The 21,713-nt window shown below is 64.3% G+C and carries 26 protein-coding genes and 1 tRNA gene; 11 read left to right on the top strand and 16 right to left on the bottom strand.

All coding sequences use genetic code 11. From position 1 onward, the window contains the following. Window positions 1–3 precede the first annotated feature (3 nt). Window positions 4–579, bottom strand: a complete 576-nt coding sequence (locus tag AB7F49_RS09740; protein WP_428521740.1) for a PIN domain-containing protein — start codon at window positions 577–579, stop codon at window positions 4–6. Then, entirely contained in the window at window positions 575–1,015 is a 441-nt protein-coding gene (locus AB7F49_RS09735) for a helix-turn-helix domain-containing protein (RefSeq protein WP_428521718.1), read from the bottom strand. Before AB7F49_RS09735 ends, AB7F49_RS09740 begins: the two co-directional genes overlap by 5 nt. Before the next feature lie 172 nt (window positions 1,016–1,187). Here AB7F49_RS09735 and AB7F49_RS09730 point away from each other — a divergent pair, with 172 nt between their 5' ends. Both AB7F49_RS09730 and tldD read left to right on the top strand, forming a co-directional pair. Further along, on the top strand, window positions 1,188–1,871 hold the full coding sequence (locus AB7F49_RS09730; RefSeq protein ID WP_428521716.1) for a hypothetical protein: 684 nt from the start codon (window positions 1,188–1,190) through the stop codon (window positions 1,869–1,871). Window positions 1,872–2,065: 194 nt separating this feature from the next. After that, window positions 2,066–3,493 (top strand): metalloprotease TldD, encoded by a 1,428-nt coding sequence (tldD, locus tag AB7F49_RS09725; protein ID WP_428521714.1) that lies wholly within the window; start codon window positions 2,066–2,068, stop codon window positions 3,491–3,493. A 53-nt stretch (window positions 3,494–3,546) separates the two neighbouring features. Here the strand turns inward: tldD and AB7F49_RS09720 are convergent, their stop codons facing one another. Genes AB7F49_RS09720 through AB7F49_RS09710 form a run of 3 tightly spaced genes read right to left on the bottom strand, consistent with a single transcriptional unit; the run spans window position 3,547 to window position 4,957 of the window. Next, window positions 3,547–4,038: a DUF6644 family protein gene (locus tag AB7F49_RS09720; protein ID WP_428521712.1), complete on the bottom strand. Its 492-nt coding sequence runs from the start codon at window positions 4,036–4,038 to the stop codon at window positions 3,547–3,549. Further along, window positions 4,038–4,385 carry a DUF6152 family protein gene (locus tag AB7F49_RS09715; protein ID WP_428521710.1) on the bottom strand — a complete coding sequence of 116 codons (348 nt, stop codon included), beginning with the start codon at window positions 4,383–4,385 and terminating at the stop codon, window positions 4,038–4,040. The genes AB7F49_RS09720 and AB7F49_RS09715 overlap by 1 nt, the downstream gene beginning before the upstream one ends. 29 nt (window positions 4,386–4,414) lie before the next feature. Continuing rightward, entirely contained in the window at window positions 4,415–4,957 is a 543-nt protein-coding gene (locus AB7F49_RS09710) for a PAN domain-containing protein (protein WP_428521708.1), read from the bottom strand. A gap of 176 nt (window positions 4,958–5,133) precedes the next feature. On the opposite strand from AB7F49_RS09710, the gene AB7F49_RS09705 reads away from it, so the two are divergent. Further along, a complete protein-coding gene (locus AB7F49_RS09705) occupies window positions 5,134–6,756 on the top strand; it encodes a glycosyltransferase family 39 protein (RefSeq protein WP_428521706.1) in 1,623 nt (540 codons plus the stop codon). A gap of 101 nt (window positions 6,757–6,857) precedes the next feature. On the opposite strand, the gene AB7F49_RS09700 is transcribed toward AB7F49_RS09705, so the two are convergent. Beyond that, window positions 6,858–7,229, bottom strand: coding sequence for a DUF1127 domain-containing protein (locus AB7F49_RS09700; RefSeq protein ID WP_428521704.1), 372 nt, complete (start codon window positions 7,227–7,229; stop codon window positions 6,858–6,860). Between the two features lie 194 nt (window positions 7,230–7,423). Between AB7F49_RS09700 and AB7F49_RS09695 the strand changes: the two genes are divergently transcribed. Continuing rightward, window positions 7,424–8,305, top strand: coding sequence for a LysR substrate-binding domain-containing protein (locus tag AB7F49_RS09695; protein ID WP_428521702.1), 882 nt, complete (start codon window positions 7,424–7,426; stop codon window positions 8,303–8,305). 24 nt (window positions 8,306–8,329) lie between these two features. Here AB7F49_RS09695 and AB7F49_RS09690 read toward each other — a convergent pair whose 3' ends face one another. From AB7F49_RS09690 to AB7F49_RS09680, 3 genes are read right to left on the bottom strand one after another with little or no spacing between them, the layout of a single operon-like run. Then, entirely contained in the window at window positions 8,330–9,229 is a 900-nt protein-coding gene (locus tag AB7F49_RS09690; protein WP_428521700.1) for a DMT family transporter, read from the bottom strand. After that, window positions 9,223–9,693 (bottom strand): Cys-tRNA(Pro) deacylase, encoded by a 471-nt coding sequence (ybaK, locus tag AB7F49_RS09685; RefSeq protein ID WP_428521698.1) that lies wholly within the window; start codon window positions 9,691–9,693, stop codon window positions 9,223–9,225. The genes AB7F49_RS09690 and ybaK overlap by 7 nt, the downstream gene beginning before the upstream one ends. Then, the gene (locus AB7F49_RS09680; RefSeq protein ID WP_428521696.1) at window positions 9,693–11,063 is read right to left on the bottom strand and encodes a glutamate--cysteine ligase; all 1,371 of its coding nucleotides are present in this window, start codon (window positions 11,061–11,063) and stop codon (window positions 9,693–9,695) included. Before AB7F49_RS09680 ends, ybaK begins: the two co-directional genes overlap by 1 nt. A 125-nt stretch (window positions 11,064–11,188) precedes the next feature. On the opposite strand from AB7F49_RS09680, the gene AB7F49_RS09675 reads away from it, so the two are divergent. Continuing rightward, a complete protein-coding gene (locus AB7F49_RS09675) occupies window positions 11,189–12,283 on the top strand; it encodes an AbrB family transcriptional regulator (protein WP_428521694.1) in 1,095 nt (364 codons plus the stop codon). A 60-nt stretch (window positions 12,284–12,343) separates the two neighbouring features. On the opposite strand, the gene hemA is transcribed toward AB7F49_RS09675, so the two are convergent. From hemA to AB7F49_RS09660, 3 genes are all read right to left on the bottom strand, one after another. Continuing rightward, window positions 12,344–13,570, bottom strand: a complete 1,227-nt coding sequence (hemA, locus tag AB7F49_RS09670) for a 5-aminolevulinate synthase (protein WP_428521692.1) — start codon at window positions 13,568–13,570, stop codon at window positions 12,344–12,346. Window positions 13,571–14,009: 439 nt separating this feature from the next. Continuing rightward, window positions 14,010–14,606, bottom strand: coding sequence for a DedA family protein (locus AB7F49_RS09665; RefSeq protein ID WP_428521690.1), 597 nt, complete (start codon window positions 14,604–14,606; stop codon window positions 14,010–14,012). After that, a complete protein-coding gene (locus AB7F49_RS09660) occupies window positions 14,603–15,187 on the bottom strand; it encodes an isochorismatase family protein (protein ID WP_428521688.1) in 585 nt (194 codons plus the stop codon). Before AB7F49_RS09660 ends, AB7F49_RS09665 begins: the two co-directional genes overlap by 4 nt. Before the next feature lie 260 nt (window positions 15,188–15,447). Between AB7F49_RS09660 and AB7F49_RS09655 the strand changes: the two genes are divergently transcribed. After that, a complete protein-coding gene (locus AB7F49_RS09655; protein WP_428521686.1) occupies window positions 15,448–15,843 on the top strand; it encodes a DUF6481 family protein in 396 nt (131 codons plus the stop codon). An 81-nt stretch (window positions 15,844–15,924) separates the two neighbouring features. Here the strand turns inward: AB7F49_RS09655 and AB7F49_RS09650 are convergent, their stop codons facing one another. From AB7F49_RS09650 to AB7F49_RS09635, 4 genes are all read right to left on the bottom strand, one after another. Next, window positions 15,925–17,361: a methyl-accepting chemotaxis protein gene (locus tag AB7F49_RS09650; protein ID WP_428521685.1), complete on the bottom strand. Its 1,437-nt coding sequence runs from the start codon at window positions 17,359–17,361 to the stop codon at window positions 15,925–15,927. 124 nt (window positions 17,362–17,485) lie between these two features. Then, window positions 17,486–17,560 (bottom strand) — tRNA-Thr (locus tag AB7F49_RS09645). Between the two features lie 158 nt (window positions 17,561–17,718). Beyond that, window positions 17,719–17,940 (bottom strand): hypothetical protein, encoded by a 222-nt coding sequence (locus AB7F49_RS09640; protein WP_428521683.1) that lies wholly within the window; start codon window positions 17,938–17,940, stop codon window positions 17,719–17,721. Between the two features lie 114 nt (window positions 17,941–18,054). Beyond that, window positions 18,055–18,258 carry a hypothetical protein gene (locus AB7F49_RS09635; protein ID WP_428521681.1) on the bottom strand — a complete coding sequence of 68 codons (204 nt, stop codon included), beginning with the start codon at window positions 18,256–18,258 and terminating at the stop codon, window positions 18,055–18,057. Window positions 18,259–18,347: 89 nt separating this feature from the next. Between AB7F49_RS09635 and AB7F49_RS09630 the strand changes: the two genes are divergently transcribed. The 5 genes from AB7F49_RS09630 to AB7F49_RS09610 all read left to right on the top strand — a co-directional run bounded on the left by AB7F49_RS09630 (window position 18,348) and on the right by AB7F49_RS09610 (window position 21,591). Then, complete coding sequence (locus tag AB7F49_RS09630) at window positions 18,348–18,503, top strand: hypothetical protein (protein ID WP_428521679.1); 156 nt, start codon at window positions 18,348–18,350, stop codon at window positions 18,501–18,503. A gap of 87 nt (window positions 18,504–18,590) precedes the next feature. Next, the gene (murA, locus tag AB7F49_RS09625) at window positions 18,591–19,883 is read left to right on the top strand and encodes a UDP-N-acetylglucosamine 1-carboxyvinyltransferase (RefSeq protein ID WP_428521678.1); all 1,293 of its coding nucleotides are present in this window, start codon (window positions 18,591–18,593) and stop codon (window positions 19,881–19,883) included. Window positions 19,884–20,019: 136 nt separating this feature from the next. After that, window positions 20,020–20,469, top strand: a complete 450-nt coding sequence (locus tag AB7F49_RS09620) for a DUF2948 family protein (protein ID WP_428521676.1) — start codon at window positions 20,020–20,022, stop codon at window positions 20,467–20,469. 141 nt (window positions 20,470–20,610) lie between these two features. Further along, complete coding sequence (locus AB7F49_RS09615; RefSeq protein ID WP_428521674.1) at window positions 20,611–20,757, top strand: hypothetical protein; 147 nt, start codon at window positions 20,611–20,613, stop codon at window positions 20,755–20,757. A 6-nt stretch (window positions 20,758–20,763) separates the two neighbouring features. Next, complete coding sequence (locus AB7F49_RS09610) at window positions 20,764–21,591, top strand: Bug family tripartite tricarboxylate transporter substrate binding protein (protein ID WP_428521738.1); 828 nt, start codon at window positions 20,764–20,766, stop codon at window positions 21,589–21,591. The last annotated feature ends 122 nt before the right edge of the window (window positions 21,592–21,713 follow it).

The raw sequence follows: 21,713 nt of genomic DNA, 5'->3' as shown, positions 1-21,713 counted from the left end.
GTTTTAGAGTATGGTGGCGTAGTCTCGCAGCCAGCCTGTTGTTGCCGGCAATCCTTGAGCTTCGAGCGTTTCCAGGTATTCTTTTGCTGTAATTGGAGGGTTTTTTAAACGTTCGCGGATACGGCGAACGCCGTTGAGAACGCCAGCCTGATCCAGGCCAATTTGGTGATAAAGAAATTCGTCCGGATGCTGAGCGATGATCTCGTAGGGGGAGAGAGCGCTTTCGGGGAAGTGCTTTAGGTTGAAAGTGACTATGCCCGCTGCCTTGCAATGAATAGCAGCCGCCAGGACATGGCAATCGTCTTTGTCTGGCAATGACAACGCTGGTTTAAGAGTGTCAGAGTTTTCAACATTCGCGTCTGGTGCGGCCTTATTCATCAAACGTACCGTTCTTTCCAGTTGCTCCTTGGTTATGTCGGGGCGGTTTTCGAGGACATTTCTAGTCCATTCTTCATGAATGCGTGAGGTCCACTTGGCGCGGTAAAGCCCCCCTGCGGCAAGCTCCATAAGGAGATCACGTAACGGAGCTGGATAGAGGACGCATGCGTCGAGGACGACGGTGTAGCTCGATGGTTTAATAGCCCATCCCCAGTTCTTGGGCCTGCGTGGCTAGCTCCTGCATAACCTCGCGGCGTTCCGCTTCCGCATTGCGTTTGTATTTTACCAGGTCATCAAAGCGAATGCGGCGATGCGTTCCCACCATGTGGAACTGGATTTTCTTTTGCTCAAGCAGCTTAACGACATGCGGCCGCGACACATTGAGGAAATCTGCCGCTTCTTGAGTGGTCAGTTCCGCATGTATCGGAATTATAGTCACAGCGTTGCCAAGCGACATCTCGGTAAGGAGATGCTGAATAAGTCGCGTAGCCGCCTTAGGCAGCACGAGTTCCTGATCCCCCAATCGGACGCGCAATTCCTCAGGTTGAGCCTTGGAAATTACCCGGCTTGCCTCTTGCGCAAGTGCTGCGTCTTCCTTTGAGGGCAAGGTTGTCGGTCGATCGAGTAGTGCACTCATGATTCGGTTCCTGACCTAAGGGGAGCGCTGTACGCATTAGCAACGTAAACGCAATATCCGAAACAGGCAACGCTTTGTGGAATTTTGAGAAATATTATTCTTTCAATTCGTTTTATTGAGAATCATTTTCTACCTTCTTGCAATCCAGTGCATCTAGGTTTATATTCCTCTCATGCGCCTTTACCCCTTTCACCCTTCTTCCCCGGTCCTCCGGCTCCGCGTGCGGCCCGATCCTGAGAAACCGCCCGCCATCGTCGGGCGATACGGGCCGCGGCAGCCGCAAACCGACGCCGCGGTCGCGGCGGTGCGCCGGCTGATCGAGCAGACCACGCTGAATTACCGCCAGATTGCCGCCCGCACCGGCGTCAGCACTGGCAGCATCTCCAACTGGAAGCGCGACGGCGGCTGGAAGCGGCCGCCCTTTGCGCCGCGCGCCTGCGACACGATACCGGCGGCGCGCGCCACCCTGAAGCTCAAGCGCCGCATGCTGGGCGCGCGCCTGCAGGCGCTTGCCGAGCGCCATCTCCGCGAACTGGAGGAGGGCGCGGGCGTCGATCCCGTCGACCCGGTCAAGCTCGGCGAGGCGCTGGAACTTCTCAATATGGCGCGGCTCGCCGCCGAGCCCCGCCGCCGGCCGAAACGTCAGCCGGGCGAGATGGAGCCGGTGGCTGCGTTTCGCCCGATCGCGGAGCTTTGCATCGGCGGCGTGACCCTTTCCCGCGCGCCGCGCGCGGCGGTCGAGGATTTTCTGGCCAATCGCGCGCGGCCGCCCGAAAAGGACCTGCCGCCGCGCGGCAGCCGCCGGTCGCGGCGCTGGCGCGAGCATGCGCGGATGCGGGAGCGGGAGCGGCCGTAGTGAAACCAAGATCTCCGCTCATTCCCGCGAAAGCGGGAATCCAGTCTTTTCTCTGGGTCCCCGCCGGAGCCTGTCATCGGGCCGCGCTTCGCGCGGACCCGTTGGCGGGGACGAGCGGGTGATTTGATCCAACCAAAATCAATGAAGGCCGGCGGAGGCTCGCACTTCCGGCATCTCGGCCCTATCTTGCCGGCATGACCGACACATCCCCCACCGCTTCCCTCATCGACCGCGCCGGCCTCGACCGCACGCGCGTCAAATCCATCGTTTCGTCGGGCCTCGACGGCGCCGACGATGGTGAACTCTTCCTCGAATACCGCCAGTCCGAGGCGCTCGGCTTCGACAACGGCCGCCTGAAACAGGCGACCTACGACACCGCGCAGGGTTTCGGCCTGCGCGCCGTCAAGGACGAGGCGGTGGGGTATGCCCACGCCTCCGACCTGTCCGAAGCGGCGCTGGTGCGGGCCGCCGATGCGGTGCGCGCGGTCAAGGGCGGGTACACCGGCTCCTATTCCGCCTCACCCGGCCGGACCAATGTCAGGCTCTACAGCGACGACAACCCGCTCGACGCGCCCGGCTTCGAGGCCAAGGTCAGGCTCCTGCAGGAGATCGACGCCTATGCCCGGGCGAAGGATCCGCGGGTGCGGCAGGTGAGCGCCAGCCTCGGCGCGTCCTGGCAGATCGTGGAAATCCTGCGCGCCGATGGCGAGATCTATCGCGACATCCGCCCGATGGTGCGCATCAATGTGTCGATCGTCGCGGGCGAGGGCGACCGGCAGGAAACCGGCGGCCATGGCTATGGCGGCCGCGAGGGCTATGCCCGCTTCATCGAAACGCAGGCCTGGCGCGGCGCGGTCGACGACGCGGTCCGGCAGGCGCTGGTGAATCTCGAATCGGTGCCGGCGCCGGCGGGCGAGATGGATGTGGTGCTGGCGGCCGGCTGGCCCGGCGTCATGCTGCACGAAGCGGTCGGGCATGGCCTCGAGGGCGATTTCAACCGCAAGCGGACGTCGGCGTTTGCCGGGCTGATGGGCCAGCAGGTCGCGGCCAAGGGCGTCACGGTGCTCGACGACGGCACCATCCAGTCCCGGCGCGGCTCGCTGTCGATCGACGACGAAGGCACCCCGACCAGCAAGACCGTGCTGATCGAGGACGGCAAGCTCGTCGGCTACATGCAGGACCGGCAGAACGCGCGGCTGATGGACATGAAGCCGACCGGCAACGGGCGGCGCGAATCCTATGCGCATGTGCCGATGCCGCGCATGACCAACACCTACATGCTGGGTGGCGACCGCGAGCCGGGCGAGATCATCGCCTCGGTGAAGAACGGCATCTATGCGGTGAATTTCGGCGGCGGGCAGGTCGACATCACCTCGGGCAAGTATGTGTTCCAGTGCACCGAGGCCTACCGGATCGAGAACGGCAAGATCGGCGCGCCGGTGAAAGGCGCCATGCTGATCGGCAATGGTCCGACCGACCTGCATCGCATCAGCATGGTCGGCAATGACATGGCGCTCGATCACGGCATCGGGACCTGCGGCAAGAACGGGCAGGGTGTGCCGGTCGGTGTCGGCCAGCCGACCCTGCGCATGGACCGGATCACGGTCGGCGGGACGGGTTGACGCTGGCGCGATTCATCTGTCGCGCCGCCGATCTGGCTGGCACGGCATCTTCGTCAGAAATACGCAATCAGGCGTCCGCAGGCGGCAACCGCGAACCAGATGGCGAGTGACGTCACGCCGACGAATCGGGCGTTGCCCGGCAGCGGCGTGTGCGGCTGCAGGTCCCGCACCTGGTCCGCGATGAAATACTCGAACCAGACTATGTTGATCAGTCCCAGTCCGATCAGCGCGAGCTTCACCTGAAACACCGTGTTCAGAACGATATGGCTCGCTTCGGCGACGAACAGCACCGAGCCGGAGGCAACCAGCCCGATGAAGCCGAGGATCGCCAACAGCCGCGCCCGCCGCAGCAGGCTGCCCGGCCAGGTGGTCGGGAAGAAGCCGGCGAGCCGCAGGTCCATGACCGCGACCGCGCCGAAGAACACCATCAGCGACAGGATATGCGCGACATTCGCCGCCATATAGGCATACGGCGATTGGCGCACGGCGGCGGCAAACGCCGATCCCTCGATGGCGACGAAGATCGCCGGCGCCGCATCGGTCATCAGCGCAACTCGACGGTCTTGCCGTCCACCGTGATCCGTTCGGCCCGCATCTCGTCCTTCTCGGCGGTCGACGCATAGCCGTAGGCCGACACGGTCTTGCCGATCGCAACCATGTCCTTGCCCGCACCCCGATTGATCATGCGGAAGGTCGGCGCCAGCGTGACCGTCCAGACCCTGTCGGGCGCCTTCACCGTGATGGTGGCGTGCGGATTCTCGTATTTCAGCGTCTGGATCGCGCCCGTCACCGTGATCGGCCTGGAGGCATCGTAGCTGCCCCAGCCATGGTGAGCGGCTGCGCCGCCACAGGCGATCGCAACCACGCCCGCGGCCAGAAGATTCGCTTTCATGGTGTCTCCTTTCGTTCTCGCTTTTCCGGTTACCGGACAACGCCGGAGATGCAGCATGGTTTGCGGCGCGGCCGCGTGATCCGATCCTTCAGGTTGCAGCGGGCCGACGCGCCGGCATAGCCGGGACGAATATACGTGAAGGCACGGCACTTGCCGTCGGCCTGGCATGCCTTCGCACAGGATGTGCCGGTCGGGTCGGCCGCAATGTCGAACGAGCGATAGTCGCCGCCGTAGCGGTCGATCGAGATTTCGCGCGGGCCGGTTTTCGGCTCGATCAGGGCCGCGCCGCGAACGCCGGAGACGCAGCAATTGTCTTGCTTCGCTGCCGTAACCTTGTTCTTGAGCCGGCACATGGCGTCGCGGGCGATGGTTCGCGGATAGGAAAAGCTCCAGGCGCGGCACCGATTGTCGCGCTCGCAGCGCGCCGCGCAGGTTGCCGGATCGCCGCCGCGGACGGGCGCGCTCGCATAATCGGCCCCGGGCCGGTCAAAGCCGACCTGCGCATGAGCCGCACCACCCCCTGAAACAAGCGCCATCAGACAGATTACGAGCGTCGCAAGGCGCCGGTTCATTCCCTGTCCCAAAATGGAGAATCCACCCTTTCGTCCATGTTAGGGTTTCCACCTTTCCCTTGCGAGCAGGGATTGCTGCGGACGCGAAGACGTGAACGCAGGCCGCGAGGACCGTGAAAAGCGGGGATTGTGCACAGCAGCATGACAATTCGCGTGCGGCACGGCAGAAATTCGAAATGGAACGGGAAGCCGAAGTGGCCAGATGGCGGTCGAATACCGATCGCGTGTCGCTTGCGGTTCTGGCCGGGTTCGTCGTGCTCGCGATCCTGCTCTTTCGTGACTACGGGATTTCCAACGACGAAGAGGTTCAGCACCGCTACGGCGAACTGATCGTCAATTACTATGTCAGCGGGTTCCGCGACAGCGCGCTGTTCAATTACAAGAACCTCTATCTGTATGGCGGCCTGTTCGACATTGTTGCGGTCGGTGCCGCCAATATCCTGCCGTTCGACGTCTTCCTGATCCGGCATTTTCTGTCGGCGATGATCGGCATCGCAGGGATCGCCGGCGCCTTCGCGACCGCGCGCCTCGTGGCCGGGCCGCGCGCGGGCCTGATCGCCCTGATCGCGCTTGCGATCTGCGGGCCCTATTTCGGCGGCATGTTCAATCACACCAAGGATATTCCGTTCGCTGCCGCCATGATCTGGGGGGTCTATTTTCTGTTGCGCGCCGGGCGCGATCTGCCGGCGCCGCGCTGGCGCGATGTCATCGGCTTCGGCGTCATGCTGGGCGCCGCAACCGGGCTGCGGGCCATGGGGCTTCTGCTGATCGGATATGCCGGTGTGGTCGTGCTGCTGTCGGTCCCGCGCCCGCTGCGCGTCGCCGATGGGTCGGTTTTTCTGGCGCGGTGTGCGCTGCGGCTCGCGCCGGCCGCGCTGATCGGCTACCTCATCATGATTGCGGCCTGGCCGTGGGCATCGCTGGCCCCGCTCAACCCGCTACGCGCGATTTTTTCGTTCGCGCATTTCCATTACGAGATCCGCACCATCGTCGCGGGTGATGTCTACCGGATGGCGGATGTACCCTGGTGGTATGTCCCGTTCTATCTCGCCATCAAGATTCCGCTGGTGGTCCATGCCGGAGCGCTCTGCGCGCTTGCGGTGCTGGTCTGGACGCTGATGCGCGGCGGCGTATCGCATGTGCCGAGACGACAGGTCGAGATTGCGTTCGTTGCCTTTGCCGCATTGTTTCCGGTTGCCGCGGAATCGATCATGGAGGGTCCGGCCTTTACCGGCATGCGGCATTTCATGTTCGTGGTGCCGCTGCTCGCGGTGCTCGCAGGGATCGGATTTGATGCGCTGTTGACCGCGCTGTCGCCACGGCGCTGGCTCGCCGCGACTGTAGCGTCGGTGCTTGCCGCGGCCTTCGCCTGGAACGCAAGCGTGCTGGTGCGGCTGCATCCCTACGAATACATGGACTACAACGCGCTGGTCGGCGGACTCGAAGGCGCGTCGCGGCGCTACGAGATGGATTATTGGGTCAACGTGATGCCGCACGCGGTGCGTGCCCTCCATGAGTATCTCGGCCTCGCGAACGAAAAGTCGCAACGGGTCTACACGGTAGGCGTTTGCGGGGAGAAATTCGCCTTCGAGAATTATGCCGACAAGCGGCTGCAGGCTTCGCCGGGCTGGCTGGAGGCGGACTTTTTCATCGCGCCGAGCCAGATGAATTGCGACCGGCTGGTCGACGGACGGGTGATCGCGACGATCGAACGGTTCGGCGTGCCGATCGGCGTGGTCAAGGATCGGCGCGGCATCACCCAGAAGGCGCTGAACCTTCCGTTCGGAAGCGCGCGATAAAGCGCCCGCCAGGAGGACCGGGCGGGCGCTTGATCCGCGTCGTGCGAGGGGACACACGCCAGGCGGATCGGTCGGCCGGCTGGGCAGGGCCGGTCGGACGGTCAGAGGGCTGGGCGCGCGGCGCGGCCGGCCGCGGCAAAGCCGTCTTCGGGAACGATGCCGGGCGCGGGAACCGGCAGGCGCGCCATGCCGACGTGGCGGTTGCAGCGCTTGTCGCGGGCCCGGCCGGCCAGCATGTCAGTGGGGTCGCGCCAGAGCGGCTCGGCATAGGCATCCCGCAAGTCGCTGCGAGTGAGGCCAATATCGGCAAGCATGCGGTCGTCGAGTCCGGCAAGCATACCGGCGCGACGCCGGTTCTTCAGGGCGCGCGCGAATTTCCGCATTCCGTTCAGAACCAATGCGAAGGTCGAACGGACCAGCGCGGGTTCCCGACGTTGTCTGTGGATCGGCTGGAAACGGCAAGTCGCGGCCATGGAAAGCTCCTGTCGGCTCGATCCGGGATCGGTTCCTTTTCGCGCCAGGACCTCACCCCGCGCGACCCGATTTCCGGCCCGAATGCTTTGAACGAAATCTGATATGTCACCGCTCCATTGATAAGTGAAACGAATGTTTATAATATCACGCATCACAGTTGATGATGAGAAGGCGCCCCGTCCGGCGACGTGCCATGACCGTTCTGATCGATATCGACCAGCTCCGGACCTTCATCGCGATTGCGGAGACCGGAAGTTTCACCAAGGCAGCGGAGGTCGTGCACAAGACCCAGTCCGCAGTTTCCATGCAGATGAAGCGGCTGGAGGAGCGTCTCGGCAAACCGATCTTTGCGCGCGACGGGCGCGCGTCCAAGCTCACCGAAGACGGCGAGCGCCTGCTCGATTACGCGCGCCGCATCGTGAAGCTCAATCTGGAGGCGCTGGCGGCCTTTTCCGGCCCCGAACTCTCCGGCCGCGTGCGCCTTGGCGTGCCCGACGACTATGCCGATCGCTATCTGCCGGAAATCATGGCGCGCTTCTCGCGGGCCTATCCGGGTGTCGAACTGACCGTGCTGTGCGAGCCCTCGGTCGATCTGCTGCGCCGGATCGATGCCAACGACCTCGATCTCGCCATCATCACCACCACCGAGAGCCAGCGCAGTGCCGAGCCGTTCCGGCAGGAGCGGCTGCTCTGGGTCACCTCGGTGCGGCACGCGACGCATACGGAAAATCCTCTGCCACTCGCGCTCGGCAAGCAAAGCTGCTCATGGCGCCGCACGGCGCTCCAATGTCTGGAAGGGATCGGGCGCCCGCACCGCGTCATCTATACGAGTTCGAATGCCGGCGCTTATGTCGCGGCCGTGCTCTCGGGCCTTGCGGTGTCGGTGGTTCCGGAATCGACCCTGCGGCCGGGCATGCGCGTACTGACGCCCGGCGACGGTTTTCCGGAACTGCCCTATTGCCGCGTGGGCCTCGTGCGCAACCCGCATGAAAGCTCGGCGCTTGCCGATGCGCTCGCCGAGCACATCATTTCGTCACTCGACAACCTGTCGGAGGCCGCGCGGGCCGCCGAATAGCGAACCCCGGTTGAATGACGAGGCCTATCTTTTCGCCGGCCGCAGCACCAGCACGTTTCCCGCGAGCACGGCGGCAAGCCCCAGTACCGCCATGGCATCCCATCGGAAATTCTCGAACACCGTCGAGACCGCCAGCGCCAGGATGGGTGAAAGCACCGTCACATAGCCTGCGCGATCGGCACCGATGCGCTTGACCAGCGTCAGATAGCTCCAGAAGGCGACCACGGACGCGATCAGCGCGAGATAGATCAGGCCTGCGATATAGGTGAACCGCCATTCGATGGTGAAGGAATTGCCGCGCGCAAGCGTATAGGCAGCGGTCGCGGCGGTTCCGTACAGCATGGCATAACCGTTTGCCGCGAAGACCGAAACCTCGCGGCGCGACAGCAGGGCGGAGACGATGCTGCCGGCGCAAAAGAAGACGGTGCCGATGAGGGCGAGGCCGAGCGCGATCAGCGCCCCGACCGGAAAGTCGTGTGCGGCAAATTGCGGGTAGAACATTGCCGTCATTCCGAACACGCCCAGAACGCCGCCCGCAAGCACGCGACGGTCGATCGGCGCCTTCAGGAACATCGCGCCGAACCCGACATTGATGAACAGGACCAGCGAAAAGATGATCGACAGCAGGCCGGACGGCAATGTCTCGGCGGCGTGGTAGTAGAACAGGAAGTTGACCGAGAACAGCGTTACCCCGAGCGCACCGAACATTGCGTGCTCGCGCAGACCGTAGCCGAGCCGCTCGCCCCATGCGGCGGCGATTGCGACCGTGACGATGCCCGCAAGCAGAAAGCGCCAGACGATCGAAACATCCGGTGGCACGGCACCGATCTGGAAATGAATCGCGATCCAGGCGAATCCCCAGGCCAGGACGACGGTGACATAGAGCGTGATATCGAACGGGGTGATCCTGGAACGGCTCAGCACAGGTCGGCTGCCTTCGCCGCGGTCGCGCGCACGAGATCCGATGGCATGATCTCGATCTGCAGGCCGCGGCGCCCGCCATTGACAAGCAGTGTTGCGTGCGAAAGCGCAGCCCGCTCGATGAAGGTGCTTGCGCGTTTTCTCTGTCCGAGCGGCGAAATTCCGCCCACGTGGTAGCCCGTGAACCGTTCGGCTTCGGCTGGCGGCATCATCGCGCAATCCTTGGCACCGGCCGCGGCCGCGAGCCGCTTCAGGCTGACCTCCTTGTCGGAAGGGACAAGAACGCACACCACGGACTGGCCGGCCTTCGCCATCAGCGTCTTCAGCAGGCGCTCCGGCGCAATTCCGAGCGCCTCCGCGGCCTGCATGCCGATGCGCGCGGCATTCGGATCGTAGTCATATTCATGAAGCGTGAAGCCGATTCCGGCTTTCTCGAGCGCGGTGGTCGCGGGCGTGGACCTGGCCATCAATACGCATACTCGCTGAACACCGGTTCGACCGTGCCCCCCCACGGCCCGTGATACTTCGCGAGCAATTCCTCCGCAGGCGTTGCGCCGCGCGAGACGAGTTCGTCCAGCGGTTCGAGATATTTGGTTTCGTCCTCACCGCCGGCATTGCGACGGCGCCGGCGGGTCAGCCCTTCGCGGGCGAGTTTCAGCGTCTCTTCCGCAAGCGACAGCATGCCGCGATTGCGGATGGTCGCGGCGAAACCCTGCACCGGCACATCGTCGCGCAGCTTCTGCCGCTCCTGCGCGCTCCAGTCCTTGACGAGATCCCAGGCGGCATCGAGAGACGCATCGTCATAGAGGATGCCGACCCAGTAAGCCGGCAGCGCCGGCAGGCGGCGCCACGGCCCGCCATCGGCGCCGCGCATTTCGAGATAGCGTTTCAGCCGCACCTCGGGGAAGATCGTGGAGATGTGGTTCGCCCAGTCCGAAATGGTGGCCCGCTCGCCCGGCAATTCCTTCAGCCTGCCGGCGAACAGGTCGCGAAACGACAGACCGGACACGTCGATGTAGTCGTCGCCGCGCTTGACGAAATACATCGGCACGTCGAGCGCGTAATCGACCCAGCGTTCAAAGCCCATGCCGTCCTCGAACGCCCAGGGCAGCATGCCCGAGCGGTCCGGATCGGTGTCGCGCCAGACCTCGGAGCGGAAGGAAAGAAAGCCGTTCGGCTTGCCTTCGGTGAAGGGCGAGTTCGCGAACAGTGCGGTCGCAACCGGCTGCAGCGCGAGCGACACGCGCAGCTTCTTGACCATGTCGGCTTCGGAAGAGAAATCGAGATTGGTCTGGACCGTGCAGGTGCGGTACATCATGTCCAGACCGAGATTGCCCACCTTCGGCATGTATTGCGTCATGATGCGGTAGCGGCCCTTCGGCATCGTGGGAATCTGGCTCCGAGTCCATTTCGGATTCATGCCGAGGCCCAGGAATCCGATGCCGAGCGGGCGTGCCACTTCGCGCACCTGGGCCAGATGCGCCATCAGTTCGGTGCAGGTCTGGTGCACATTCTCCAGCGGAGCGCCGGACAGTTCGAACTGGCCGCCGGGTTCGAGCGAGATGGCGCCGCCGCCGGTCACGTCGTACAGCCCGATGATGTTGTCACGCTCCATGATCGGTTCCCAGCCGAGCAGAAGCTGCATGCCTTCGAGCAGCGCGCGGATGCCGCGCGGGCCGTCATAGGGCACCGGATCGTGACGGTGCACCGTGAACGGGAATTTCTCGTGCTCGGTGCCGATCCGCCATTCCGGCTTCGGCTTGCAGCCCGATTCGAGCCATGCGACGAGTTCGTCGCGGCTCTCGACCGGCGTCATGTCGATCTGGTCACGGGCCATAAGGAATCCGGCAAAAGGGCCGCGACCATACACGCGCGCCCAAGGAAAGGGCAATCAAGGCTGCGGACATATATGGGTTGCGGTACCTGCCTTGATAGATGCCGCGGAATGGACATAACCGACCGATGACGCTCGGCTCCCGCGATAGCCTTCGCCGGCTCGGCGAAACGCTTCTGCTCGGCATCGTCGGCGGCGCCATTTTCAGCTTCCTCGGAGTCCCGGTCGGCTGGCTGTCTGGCGCGATGATTTTCGTCGCCGTAGCGGCGCTCGGCGGCCGCCCGGTTCACGTGCCCGCGCCGTTCGCGCGGGTGGTGTTCGTGCTGATCGGCATTTCGCTAGGCGGAGCGGTCACCCCCGAAACCCTGCGCGGCATCGCGGTCTGGCCGCTGAGCGTCGTTCTTCTCTGTCTCGCCATGACCGCTGCCACCTTCGCGAGTGCCTTCTATCTGCGCACCGTGCATGGCTGGGACATGCTGTCCGCGCTGTTCGGTGCGGCGCCCGGCGCGCTGTCCCAGGTGATCGTCTACGCGACCCAGTATCATTCGGACCTGCGCGGGATCGCGATCGTGCAGAGCATCCGGGCCGCAATCCTGATCGCCTTCGTGCCCGGAGGGCTCGCGCTCGCCGGCATGGTGCCGTCCGGACCGCCGTCGCGGGTCTTCGCGGTCACCGATTCGCTCGGCGAAATCGCCATCCTTGTGGTCGCATCCAGTCTCACCGCGCTGCTCGCCCATGCCGTGCGGTTTCCGGGAGGCTATATTTTCGGCGCCATGCTGGCCTCCGCCGTGCTGCACGGAACCGGCCTGATCCATGCCGTCATGCCCTGGTGGGTCGTCAATGCCGCGATGGTGGGGCTTGGAGCGCTGATTGGCTCGCGCTTTGCCAATACCGACCTGAAGCTGCTCGCGCGATACATCGTTGCGGCGCTCGGAGCCTTCTCGGTCGCCGTGCTGACCGTCGCGGTATTTGCGGCGGCGGCCGCCTGGCTGCTCAGGCTTCAACTCGCGGATGTCGTGGTGTCGTATGCCCCGGGTGGCCTGGATGCGATGATGATCCTCGCGCTGGCATTGCACCTCGACCCCATCTTTGTCGGCGCGCACCACGTCGCGCGCTTTGTGCTCGTGTCGCTGTCGCTGCCGGTCTATGTGCGTCTCTACGGGCAGACGCCGCCGCCACCCCCGGCGAAACTGCCGGACAAGCGACCAGTGCAGGAGGATTGAGGGTTGCGCTGAAAAATGCGCTCCCGTCCCGTGATCTTCCTCACGGAAGGAACGGACAGGCTATTCTGCCGCCAGCGCGCGGTTCAGCTTCATCCCGAGCCGTTCCCACACATCGACGAGTGCGTCCGCGAGCGCGTCGATCATCTTGTCATCGTGATAGGGCGAGGGTGTCACGCGCAGGCGCTCGGTGCCCTTCGGCACGGTCGGATAATTGATGGGCTGGATGTAGATGCCGTGATCGGCGAGCAGCATGTCGCTTGCCGCCTTGCATTTCTCCGGATCGCCAACAGCGATCGGGACAATATGCGTGTCGCTCGGCATCACGGGCAGGCCGGAGGCGGTCAACACGCCTTTCACGCGGGCGACGCGTTCCTGGTGCCGGTCGCGCTCCCATTGCGAGCCCTTCAGGTGCCGGATCGAGGCGGCGGCGGCGGCGCAGACTGCGGGCGGCAATGCGGTGGTGAAAATGAAGCCCGGCGCATAGGACCGCACGGCATCGCACATGGCGTGGCTGCCGGCGATATAGCCGCCGAAACAGCCGAATGCCTTGCCGAGCGTGCCCTCGATCACGTCGAGCCGGTCCATCACGCCGACGCGCTCGGCGACTCCGGCACCGCGCCTTCCATACATGCCGACCGCATGCACCTCGTCGCTATCGGTCATGGCGCCGTATTTCTCGGCGAGATCGCAGAACGCACCGATCGGCGCGATGTCGGCGTCCATCGAATAGATGCTTTCGAACAGAATCAGCTTCGGCCGGTCCGGTCCGGCTTCGATCAGCAATTGTTCCAGATGCGCGAGATCGTTGTGACGGAAAATCTTCTTCTCGCAGCCGGAATGACGAATGCCCTCGATCATCGAATTGTGGTTGTAGGCATCCGACAGGATCAGCACGTTCGGAATGAGCTTCGCTAGCGTCGAGATGCCGGTCTGGTTCGAGACATAACCCGAGGTGAAGATCAGCGCGGCTTCCTTGCCGTGCAGGTCGGCGAGCTCCTGCTCAAGCTCGACCAGCGGATGATTGGTGCCGGAAATGTTTCGGGTGCCGCCGGCGCCGGTGCCCATGCGGGTCGCGGTCTCGACCATGGCTCCGATGACCTTCGGGTGCTGGCCCATGCCGAGATAGTCGTTCGAGCACCAGACGATGATCTCGCGCGGCCCTTCCGGCGAATGCCAGACGGTCTGCGGGAACCGGCCCGCGATCCGCTCCAGATCCGCGAACACCCGGTAGCGCCGCTCGTCATGCAGGCGGTTCAGGGCGTTGTCGAAAAAGGCTTTGTAATTCATGGCGATAGAGAATCCCGAAAGGGGAGCACTCAGACTTGGTCGTCGCGGCGGCGATGCCCGTTCGATCAGACTTCCTTGGTACTCGTTTTAGAAGCGTTCAACGGTGTTTGTCGAGGCATGGCATTGCTCATTTCGTTGCAGGGCAGCCTTGATTTCAGTCAATTCGTCCGACGAAAGCCCGGAAACCGTGGCTTTCCGGCCATTCCCGACGGCGGAACCAGTCACCGGATTTCGCGTTCACCACCCGATCGAAGATAAGGAGCCGGACGATGGGACGTGGACTTCTTCTGTGGCTGATCGGCATTCCGCTGCCGATCATTCTGGTGATCTGGCTGTTCGGCGGCTTGAGCTGAGCCGAACCCCCTCGGAGGCGCAGACACTCTGGCCGCTCGTTGCTGGGGTGGCTCTGCGTTCCGCCGGGGGCGTTTGGGCCGAGCCGTCAGGGGTTGCGCCTCGCATCGGCCTCGATGGCCTGTTCGAGCTTTCGGCTCAGCATCCACGAGATCGCAAGGAACACCACCAGAGACGCCAGGCTGAGCCCGGAAACAGTGTCGCCGAGCACCTTGTCGGACACCTTGCCGAAGGCATATCCAGCCAACACCATCGAGACCGCCCAGATTGCCGAGCCGATCAGGTTCAGGATCAGGAACATTCCCCACGACATTTTCGACAGGCCGTATGCGAAGGCGCCGAACCCGCGGATGCCATAGGGAAACCGGTGGATCAGCGGCAGCCAGAGCGCGTGCCGGTCGACCAGCCGTTTCACCGTCACGGCATGCGCGGAGACGCGCGGCCAGCGCGCCAGCAGGCCATCGCCATAACGGCGCGCAATCCAGAACCGGACCACGTCGCCGACGAAGCTGCCGGCGAAACAATGGATGATCGTCAGCTTGAGGTCGAGCACGCCAAGCTGGGCGGCATAGCCTGCAAACAGCGCCATCAGCATCGCATGCGACGCCGCATAGGCGAAGATGAAGGCGTATGCCACTTCGCCATGCTGGCGAACCACATCGATCAGCTGAGACAGGTCGGTCATGTGTTCCCGGCGGCGGCAAGCTTGCGCACGGCCTCGTCCGCCGTGAGGACATCGCCGAACTGCTGGAAAATATTCTCCAGGGCCGCGCGATGCTCGTCGTCGGACAGGGCCGCGCAGCAATCGGACAGCAACACGGTCTTAAAGTCGAGCATCATGGCGTCGCGGGCCGTCGATTCGCAGCACACATTGGTTTTCGTGCCGGCGATCAGCACGGTGTCGATGCCGAGGCTGCGCAGCAGCCGTTCGAGCTGGGATGAGCCCGCGATCAGGGCGCTGTAGCGGTTTTTGATCACGGTGTGGTCTTCGGGCGACACTTCAAGGTCATCCCAGACCCTCTGCTGGCCCGGCGCAAGCGCGGCCATGGTGCTTTCGCGCACCGCGTCGCCGACCACGTGATTGAAGAACAGCTCCCAATCGCTGCTGCCGGCGCGGCTGGTATTGGCGTGCACAACCCAGACGACCGGGCAGCCGATCTTGCGCAATGCGCGGGCGAGCCCGTTGATTGCTGGGACAATACTGCGCGCGAGAGGCACTTCGGCCGGCGCGCCGGGCGCGCAAAAGGCGGTCTGCATGTCGATCACAAGGAGGGCCGTCCGCGCCGGATCGAGCCGGTCGAACCAGTTGATGCGGCCGCGGCGCGCCAGGACGCGTGCAATGATTTCAGGCCGGACGGAGACCGGATGCATGGACTTGTTCTCGATCGGTCACGCCTTCGTCATGTAGCGAAAGCAGTTTCGTGGCGAAAGAAGATGTTGTTTCCCGCGGTTTTTGACCAGTCCGAGGTTGAAGCCTGGGGCCCGAATAGCATATATGCCCGGCGCTGGATCGAACTGGAGTTGGAATGGCTAGCTTTCGAGACACGGACCTCAAGGACCGTCAAAAAAATGCCTCCGAAGCACGGAAGGCGATGTTGGAGAAATTCCTCGCAAAGGCGGAAGATCCGGTTCTCGAGCAGCGCCGCCTAGAGCGTGCTGCGATCGAGGAGGCCCGCCGGATCCGTCAGGCGGAGCGCGAGGAGGCCCGCAGGCTCGAAGAGGAAAGGCTGGCCGCCGAGGCTGCCGCCCGCGCGGCCGCGGAAGCCGAAGCGCGACGCCTCGCCGAAGAAGAGGCTGCCCGCAAGGCCAAGGAAGAGGCCGACATCATGATGGCGCTGCTGGCCGAGCAGAAGGCGGCGCGCGATGCGCGCTATGCCGCCCGCAAGGCCGCTTCGAAAAAGAAGAAAAAGCGCGGTCTGTGAGGCCAGCCGGGGCCGCGTCCGCGGCTCCGCTCCACCTGCATCTGAGCGTACCGGAGCGTCGCGGCGTTTCCGGATGGGCTGCTACACGCGAAATCCGATGCGAAACCCGCCCCAGTGCCGTCCCTTGACGGCGATCGGCGCGGACACGTCCTTCATCAGAACGAAATTCCCGCCGCCCATGTCGCGGCGATAGGTCTGGAGCAGGAACGAGCGCGTCGAACGGCCGGCGGACAGGCCGGTGCGATCACCGAAGATGCGGCGGTTGCGGCAATTGGCCGAGTTCCAGACCGGGTCGTCGCCCTGCGGCTTCGAATAGATCAGGTTGTGGGTCGGCAGATAGCCGTTGCGGTCCACCGCCGCGCAGAAGGCGATACGCGGGTCGAATTTCAGAATGGGTTCCTGCACCTCGGGGAGCAGCCGGTCGGTCAGACCGACGAAGCGCGTCATGTGCTGCTGCGGATTGCTGCCCGCGACGGCGCGGTAATCCTCGTCGAACAGGTCGGCCATGCTGATCTCGCTGCGCGACAGGGCCTGCTCGAACATCCGTCCGATCCGCTGGGCCGTGGCGCGGCACAGTTCGATGATCGGGGTGTCCGGTGTCTCGATCCCGCTCTCGGCGATGAAGAGGATGAAGTCTTCGCTGATGCCAAGGATCGATTCCACCCGCGCCTTGGCCTGTGACAGCTTGGCATCGCCGTCCTTCACCGAAGCGACCAGACCCTTCAACTCATTGCGCATTGCCAGATAGCAGGCGCTGTTGGTGTCGACCGATTGCGCCATCACGTCGATATCGCAGGCAAGGCGGTTGGCGGTCTCGACAAGGTGCTGCAGCACCGCGCTGGTTTCGCGCGCCTTGCCCGACTCCGTGATCGCGGCCTGCGCGGTAGCCGCGTTGGAATCGGCCTCGCCGAGCAAGGCGGTCAGCGTGCGCATCAATTCCTTCAGGTTGCGCTGGTTGTCGATCGAGAGCGGCCTGATCTGGTCGGCGAGACGCTTGACGGTATCGGCGATGATGGCGAATCCACGCCCGGCGGCGCCCGCGCGCGCCGCTTCCACGCTGGCGTTGAGCGCGAGCAGTTGCGTCTCCTGCGCGATCGACTGGATCGCCGCGCTTGCCTGCTCCACCCGATGGATGGTCTCGGAGACGGACTGGATCGAGTCCTTCAGAGAGATTGCGCCCGCGCCCAGCATCTCGATCTTTTCGATGGTGCCGGCAATCGTTGCGGAGACGTTGGCCGCACTCTCGCTCAGGGTTGCACGGGTCGTATCGGCGGAATAGCGCGCACTCTCCATGGCGGCTGACAGATCCGCGTTGGTGGCGTTCAGTTCGCGCGCTGCCGCGACCGCCGCTCGCGCCCGCAGGACCTGCTGCTGGCCAAGCTCCGTCAGATCGCCGACAAGACCGGCCATGTCGGCGATCTCGACGCCGAGATGGCCGCTGCGGTCGCCAATATCGGACAGCGCGCCTCCGGAAGAATCGTGTGCCGGTGCGATCCGGCGCAGGACGGCCTCGCTCATGGTTCGGACTCCTGCCGTGCGGAGATACCGCAGACTGGGCCAGCATGGTTAACCAAGGGTTAATCTGACCGGCTTGCGTGGGCGCGAGGTGTCGCTCAACCGCGGGAAAGGCGGGCTGCCATGATGGTGCTGCCGGACAGGATTGAACTGTCGACCTCTCCCTTACCAAGGGAGTGCTCTACCACTGAGCTACGGCAGCGTTGCTGACAGAGACCCCGGCGATCCGGCGCCTTGCGCGTCAGGCACAGCCCGACCGTGGCAAATGGTCTGTTCCGGCCGGCCCGGCGGCGTTCATAACCGGCGCGGCGTGGCGCGGCAAGCGGTTCGCCGTCCGGCCCGCCGCTGCCGGTATGCCCGTCACCAAAAGCCCCGCTTGTCGCAGCCCAGCGCGAACGGGCGCTGACTGCAGGGAGCGACGGCATTGGGGTCGCGCGAGCGCTCGCCGTAAGGGTCGGATACGATGTTGGCGGCTCCGGGGTAGCGGGGCGCGCCGCCGCGCTGGCTGACCTGTGCCGTGGCCGCGGTCAGGGCCGACACGATCAGCAGGCCGGCAATGGTCAATCTCAAGACGGTCCGCATGAGCCTCTCCTGTCGAACTGGGATGAGCGACAGATGGGCACGGACGGTTAGGGCTGCCTTCCCGAATTTGTGACGTCTGTTGCGATCTTGCGTTCACAACGGGGTGGCGTGATTTCACCAGGTTCCGCGCCGGTCGCAGTCGCGCGCAAACGGGCGTTCGCTGCAATTCGCAAGCCCGTAGGGATTGGAGGGCGATGCGGCTGCCGCCGGCGCCGCGGGCGGCCGCTTTTTCGTCGAACCTCTGGATTGGGCCAGGGCGGCGGTAGCGACCGACGCCATCAGCAGGCCGGCGGCGGCTAGTCGCAGGATATTGCGCATCGGTATCTCCTTCTTCCGATCAGGCCGTGGCGCTGGGCGGGGCACTCGCCGCCCTTGCCTGAAGCTCCGATTTCGGCTTTTTCGACTTCATGAACGAGAACACCGGGGCGCCGAAAAACGACCCGCGCAAGGAACGCCTTGCAAAGGCATTGCGGGACAACCTGAAACGCCGGAAGGCGCAAGCGCGCGAGCGTGCCGTTGGCGACGGGAAGCCGGCCGAGACGGTTTCGGACCGGAACGGCTGACCGGAGCGAGTTTCCGCCCCTTGGGAACGCGTTTTGCGCTAGGGTTCGGGGGCCATGCTGGCGCCCGGGTAGCGGTTGGGGGACTTGATGGATCGTATTCGTATCATCGGCGGAAAGCCGCTCGTTGGCACCATCCCGATTTCCGGCGCCAAGAATGCCGCCCTGCCGCTGATGATTGCGAGCCTCCTGACCGAGGACATGCTGATCCTGGAAAACGTCCCGCATCTCGCGGACGTGGTGCAGTTGCAGCGCATCCTCAACTTTCACGGCGTCGACGTCATGCTGTCCGGCAAGCGTGCCGGGGACAGCGATCACGCCGGCCAGACCGTGAAGATTTCCGCGGCGAACATTGTCGACACCACCGCTCCCTATGAGCTGGTCTCGAAAATGCGGGCGAGTTTCTGGGTGATCGCGCCGCTGCTGGCCCGCATGGGCGAGGCAAAGGTGTCGCTTCCCGGTGGCTGCGCGATCGGCACGCGGCCGGTCGACCTGTTGCTGATGGCGATGGAACAGCTCGGAGCGAAGGTCGAGATCGAGGCGGGGTACGCCGTTGCCCGCGCGCCGACCGGCGGACTGCGCGGCGGCGAAATCGTGTTCCCGAAAGTGACGGTCGGCGGCACCCATGTTGCGGTCATGGCGGCGTCGCTCGCGAATGGCACGACCGTGATCGAAAACGCGGCACAGGAGCCGGAGGTCAAGGACGTCGCCGATTGCCTCGTGAAAATGGGCGCGAAGATTTCCGGCGCCGGTACGCCGCGGATCGAGATCGAGGGGGTCTCCCGGCTCGGCCCGGCGCGTCATGGCGTGCTGCCCGACCGCATCGAGACCGGTACCTATGCGATGGCGGTGGCGATGACCGGCGGCGACGTGACTCTCGAAGGCGCGCGCCCGGAATTGCTGCAGACGGCGCTCGACCTGCTCGGGCAGGTGGGTGCGGAGGTCACCGAGACCAATACCGGAGTGCGGGTGGTACGAAACGGCTCGGGACTGGGTCCCGTCGAGGTCACGACCGAACCGTTTCCGGGCTTCCCGACCGATCTGCAGGCGCAGCTGATGGCCCTGATGACCAAGGCCAGAGGCACCTCGCGCATCACCGAGACGATCTTCGAGAACCGGTTCATGCATGTGCAGGAACTGGCGCGGCTCGGCGCGCGAATCTCCCTCGACGGCCAGGAGGCGACGATCGAAGGGGTGGAGCGCTTGCGCGGAGCGCCGGTCATGGCGACCGACCTGCGCGCCTCGGTGTCGCTGGTGATTGCGGCGCTTGCCGCCGAAGGCGAAACCATCGTGAACCGGGTCTATCACCTCGACCGCGGCTTCGAGCGGCTGGAGGAGAAGCTCGGCGCATGCGGGGCGCTGGTCGAGCGGATCAGCGCGTAACCGCATGGCTCGCCGCGCGTTTTCCCGCCTACGGACCACGAGCGCCCCCTTGCGGCCCCATGTGCGGTTGCCTAACTAGCCGGCAGGGCGAAATTCTGAAACGTAAGCGACCGACCCAAAAGGCCGTGTCATGGACATGCTGAAGCTCATCGCGCTCGACGGCGAGGATCTGGAAGTCGTTTCCGCGCATCTGCAGGATGCCGTGGTGAAGATCGGCGAGGTGCTCTGGCGCCCCAACGAAAATCGCGTCGTGATTGCGCTCAATCGTTTCGACTGGGAGGCGGCCGTTGGCGAGGCTCCCGCCTTCCGGCGCAGGCGTGCCGCGCTGCGCTTCGACCGCGTATCGTCCTGCAAATGCAAGAGCCTCGACTGTTCCGCCAAGGAACAGGTTCTCAATCTGCTCGCTGTTGAATTTGCCGAGACCGACGCGCCCGGCGGTGTGGTCACGCTGTCCTTCTCCGGCGGTGGCGCCCTGCGGCTCGAAGTCGAATGCCTTGAAGTCGAAGTGGTCGATCTGGGACCGGTCTGGCAGGCCGCCGCCTGCCCCGATCACAAGACCATCGATGGCGAGGTCGCGCAGGCCTGATCCACTGCGCTCGATCGCGCGTGCAGCGGATTGCCCGCTCGCTTGCCTTTCGGTGCTGACTTTCGGAAACTCCCCAGGACACTGACACTGCGCGGCGACGCGCATCAACGAGAAGCCGTCAGGCTCCGGGAGGACGTTTCCATGCTGATCATGCGCCACCTTGGCTGCGCTGTTGCCGCAGCCGCGATCGCCGTCATTGCCATGCCGGGTCAGGCGCCTGCGCAGGAACCGCCGCCGGTTATCAAGATCATGGTGGGCTCGGTCGCCGGCGGCATTCTCGATCCCTAGGCGCGCATCGTCGGCGAACACATGAGCAAGACGCTTGGCCGCACCATCATCGTGGAAAACAAGCCGGGCGCGAACGGCACCATTGCCGCGCAATATGTGGTCGATCAGCCGGCCGACGGCACATGGATGTGGGTCGGCACCCAGGCGATGACCGAGATCAATCCGAGCGCCTACAAGAATCTGCGCTGGGGCATCGACGATTTCATCCCGATCGTGAAGGGCGTCGAGGCGCCGCTGGTCCTCGCGGTGCATCCGAGTGTGCCGGCAAAAAATCTCAACGAGCTGGTCGCCTGGGTCAAGGCCAATCCGGGAAAGCTCGGCTATGCATCGTTCAGCCCGGGCACGCCGTCGGCGTTTCTCGGCCATCAGCTCAACAAGCGCTTCGGGCTCGACCTTGCGCATATCGTCTACAAGGGATCCGGCCCGCAGACCCAGGATATGGTGGCGGGCCATGCGCTGATGGGGTTCATGCAGCTCGGCAATGCCATGCCGCATATCAAGGCCGGCAAGATCATTCCGATCGCGGTCACCAGCGCAAAGCGCACCCGCTTCCTCCCCGATGTCCCGACCTTTGCCGAACTCGGTTATGATGACTTCACCGCGATGGTGTGGTTCGGCCTGCTCACCAGGAAGGGGACGCCCGAGCCGATCGTGAAGGCCTATATCGCTGCGGCGGAAAAGGCCCACAGCGACCCGGAGGTGCAGAAGAAATTCGAGAACCAGGGCATGGAAGCCACGGGCATCACCGGGCCGGACAAGCTCACGGCCGATATCAAGACCCAGATCGAACGCTGGCGGAAAATCGTCGACGAGACCGGCTTCAAGGCGAATTGAGTAACCTGCTCCTGTCCCGGGCGCAGCGCAGCGGCATGAGCGCGGTTACGCGCGCCTTCAACGCGCTGTGCGGTGCGCTGCAGAACCGGGACCATCTTCGATTCAATTGATTGTGGGTCCCG

The sequence above is a fragment of the Pseudorhodoplanes sp. genome (genome assembly GCF_050250235.1).
Taxonomy (GTDB): domain Bacteria; phylum Pseudomonadota; class Alphaproteobacteria; order Rhizobiales; family Xanthobacteraceae; genus Pseudorhodoplanes.
Note: the sequence above shows the minus strand (reverse complement) of the source record. Positions and strands in the feature narration are given on the sequence as shown.

Excerpts from the sequence above, each read along its gene's own strand:
- AB7F49_RS09720 (WP_428521712.1), bottom strand. The coding sequence starts at position 4,038 with ATGACCGATGCGGCGCCGGCGATCTTCGTCGCCATCGAGGGATCGGCG.
- murA (WP_428521678.1), top strand. The coding sequence starts at position 18,591 with ATGGATCGTATTCGTATCATCGGCGGAAAGCCGCTCGTTGGCACCATC.
- AB7F49_RS09630 (WP_428521679.1), top strand. The coding sequence starts at position 18,348 with ATGAACGAGAACACCGGGGCGCCGAAAAACGACCCGCGCAAGGAACGC.
- hemA (WP_428521692.1), bottom strand. The coding sequence starts at position 13,570 with ATGAATTACAAAGCCTTTTTCGACAACGCCCTGAACCGCCTGCATGAC.
- AB7F49_RS09665 (WP_428521690.1), bottom strand. The coding sequence starts at position 14,606 with ATGACCGACCTGTCTCAGCTGATCGATGTGGTTCGCCAGCATGGCGAA.
- tldD (WP_428521714.1), top strand. The coding sequence starts at position 2,066 with ATGACCGACACATCCCCCACCGCTTCCCTCATCGACCGCGCCGGCCTC.
- AB7F49_RS09615 (WP_428521674.1), top strand. The coding sequence starts at position 20,611 with ATGCTGATCATGCGCCACCTTGGCTGCGCTGTTGCCGCAGCCGCGATC.
- AB7F49_RS09695 (WP_428521702.1), top strand. The coding sequence starts at position 7,424 with ATGACCGTTCTGATCGATATCGACCAGCTCCGGACCTTCATCGCGATT.
- AB7F49_RS09700 (WP_428521704.1), bottom strand. The coding sequence starts at position 7,229 with ATGGCCGCGACTTGCCGTTTCCAGCCGATCCACAGACAACGTCGGGAA.
- AB7F49_RS09680 (WP_428521696.1), bottom strand. The coding sequence starts at position 11,063 with ATGGCCCGTGACCAGATCGACATGACGCCGGTCGAGAGCCGCGACGAA.
- ybaK (WP_428521698.1), bottom strand. The coding sequence starts at position 9,693 with ATGGCCAGGTCCACGCCCGCGACCACCGCGCTCGAGAAAGCCGGAATC.
- AB7F49_RS09730 (WP_428521716.1), top strand. The coding sequence starts at position 1,188 with ATGCGCCTTTACCCCTTTCACCCTTCTTCCCCGGTCCTCCGGCTCCGC.
- AB7F49_RS09705 (WP_428521706.1), top strand. The coding sequence starts at position 5,134 with ATGGAACGGGAAGCCGAAGTGGCCAGATGGCGGTCGAATACCGATCGC.
- AB7F49_RS09710 (WP_428521708.1), bottom strand. The coding sequence starts at position 4,957 with ATGAACCGGCGCCTTGCGACGCTCGTAATCTGTCTGATGGCGCTTGTT.
- AB7F49_RS09620 (WP_428521676.1), top strand. The coding sequence starts at position 20,020 with ATGCTGAAGCTCATCGCGCTCGACGGCGAGGATCTGGAAGTCGTTTCC.
- AB7F49_RS09715 (WP_428521710.1), bottom strand. The coding sequence starts at position 4,385 with ATGAAAGCGAATCTTCTGGCCGCGGGCGTGGTTGCGATCGCCTGTGGC.
- AB7F49_RS09640 (WP_428521683.1), bottom strand. The coding sequence starts at position 17,940 with ATGCGGACCGTCTTGAGATTGACCATTGCCGGCCTGCTGATCGTGTCG.
- AB7F49_RS09735 (WP_428521718.1), bottom strand. The coding sequence starts at position 1,015 with ATGAGTGCACTACTCGATCGACCGACAACCTTGCCCTCAAAGGAAGAC.
- AB7F49_RS09635 (WP_428521681.1), bottom strand. The coding sequence starts at position 18,258 with ATGCGCAATATCCTGCGACTAGCCGCCGCCGGCCTGCTGATGGCGTCG.
- AB7F49_RS09655 (WP_428521686.1), top strand. The coding sequence starts at position 15,448 with ATGGCTAGCTTTCGAGACACGGACCTCAAGGACCGTCAAAAAAATGCC.
- AB7F49_RS09675 (WP_428521694.1), top strand. The coding sequence starts at position 11,189 with ATGACGCTCGGCTCCCGCGATAGCCTTCGCCGGCTCGGCGAAACGCTT.
- AB7F49_RS09650 (WP_428521685.1), bottom strand. The coding sequence starts at position 17,361 with ATGAGCGAGGCCGTCCTGCGCCGGATCGCACCGGCACACGATTCTTCC.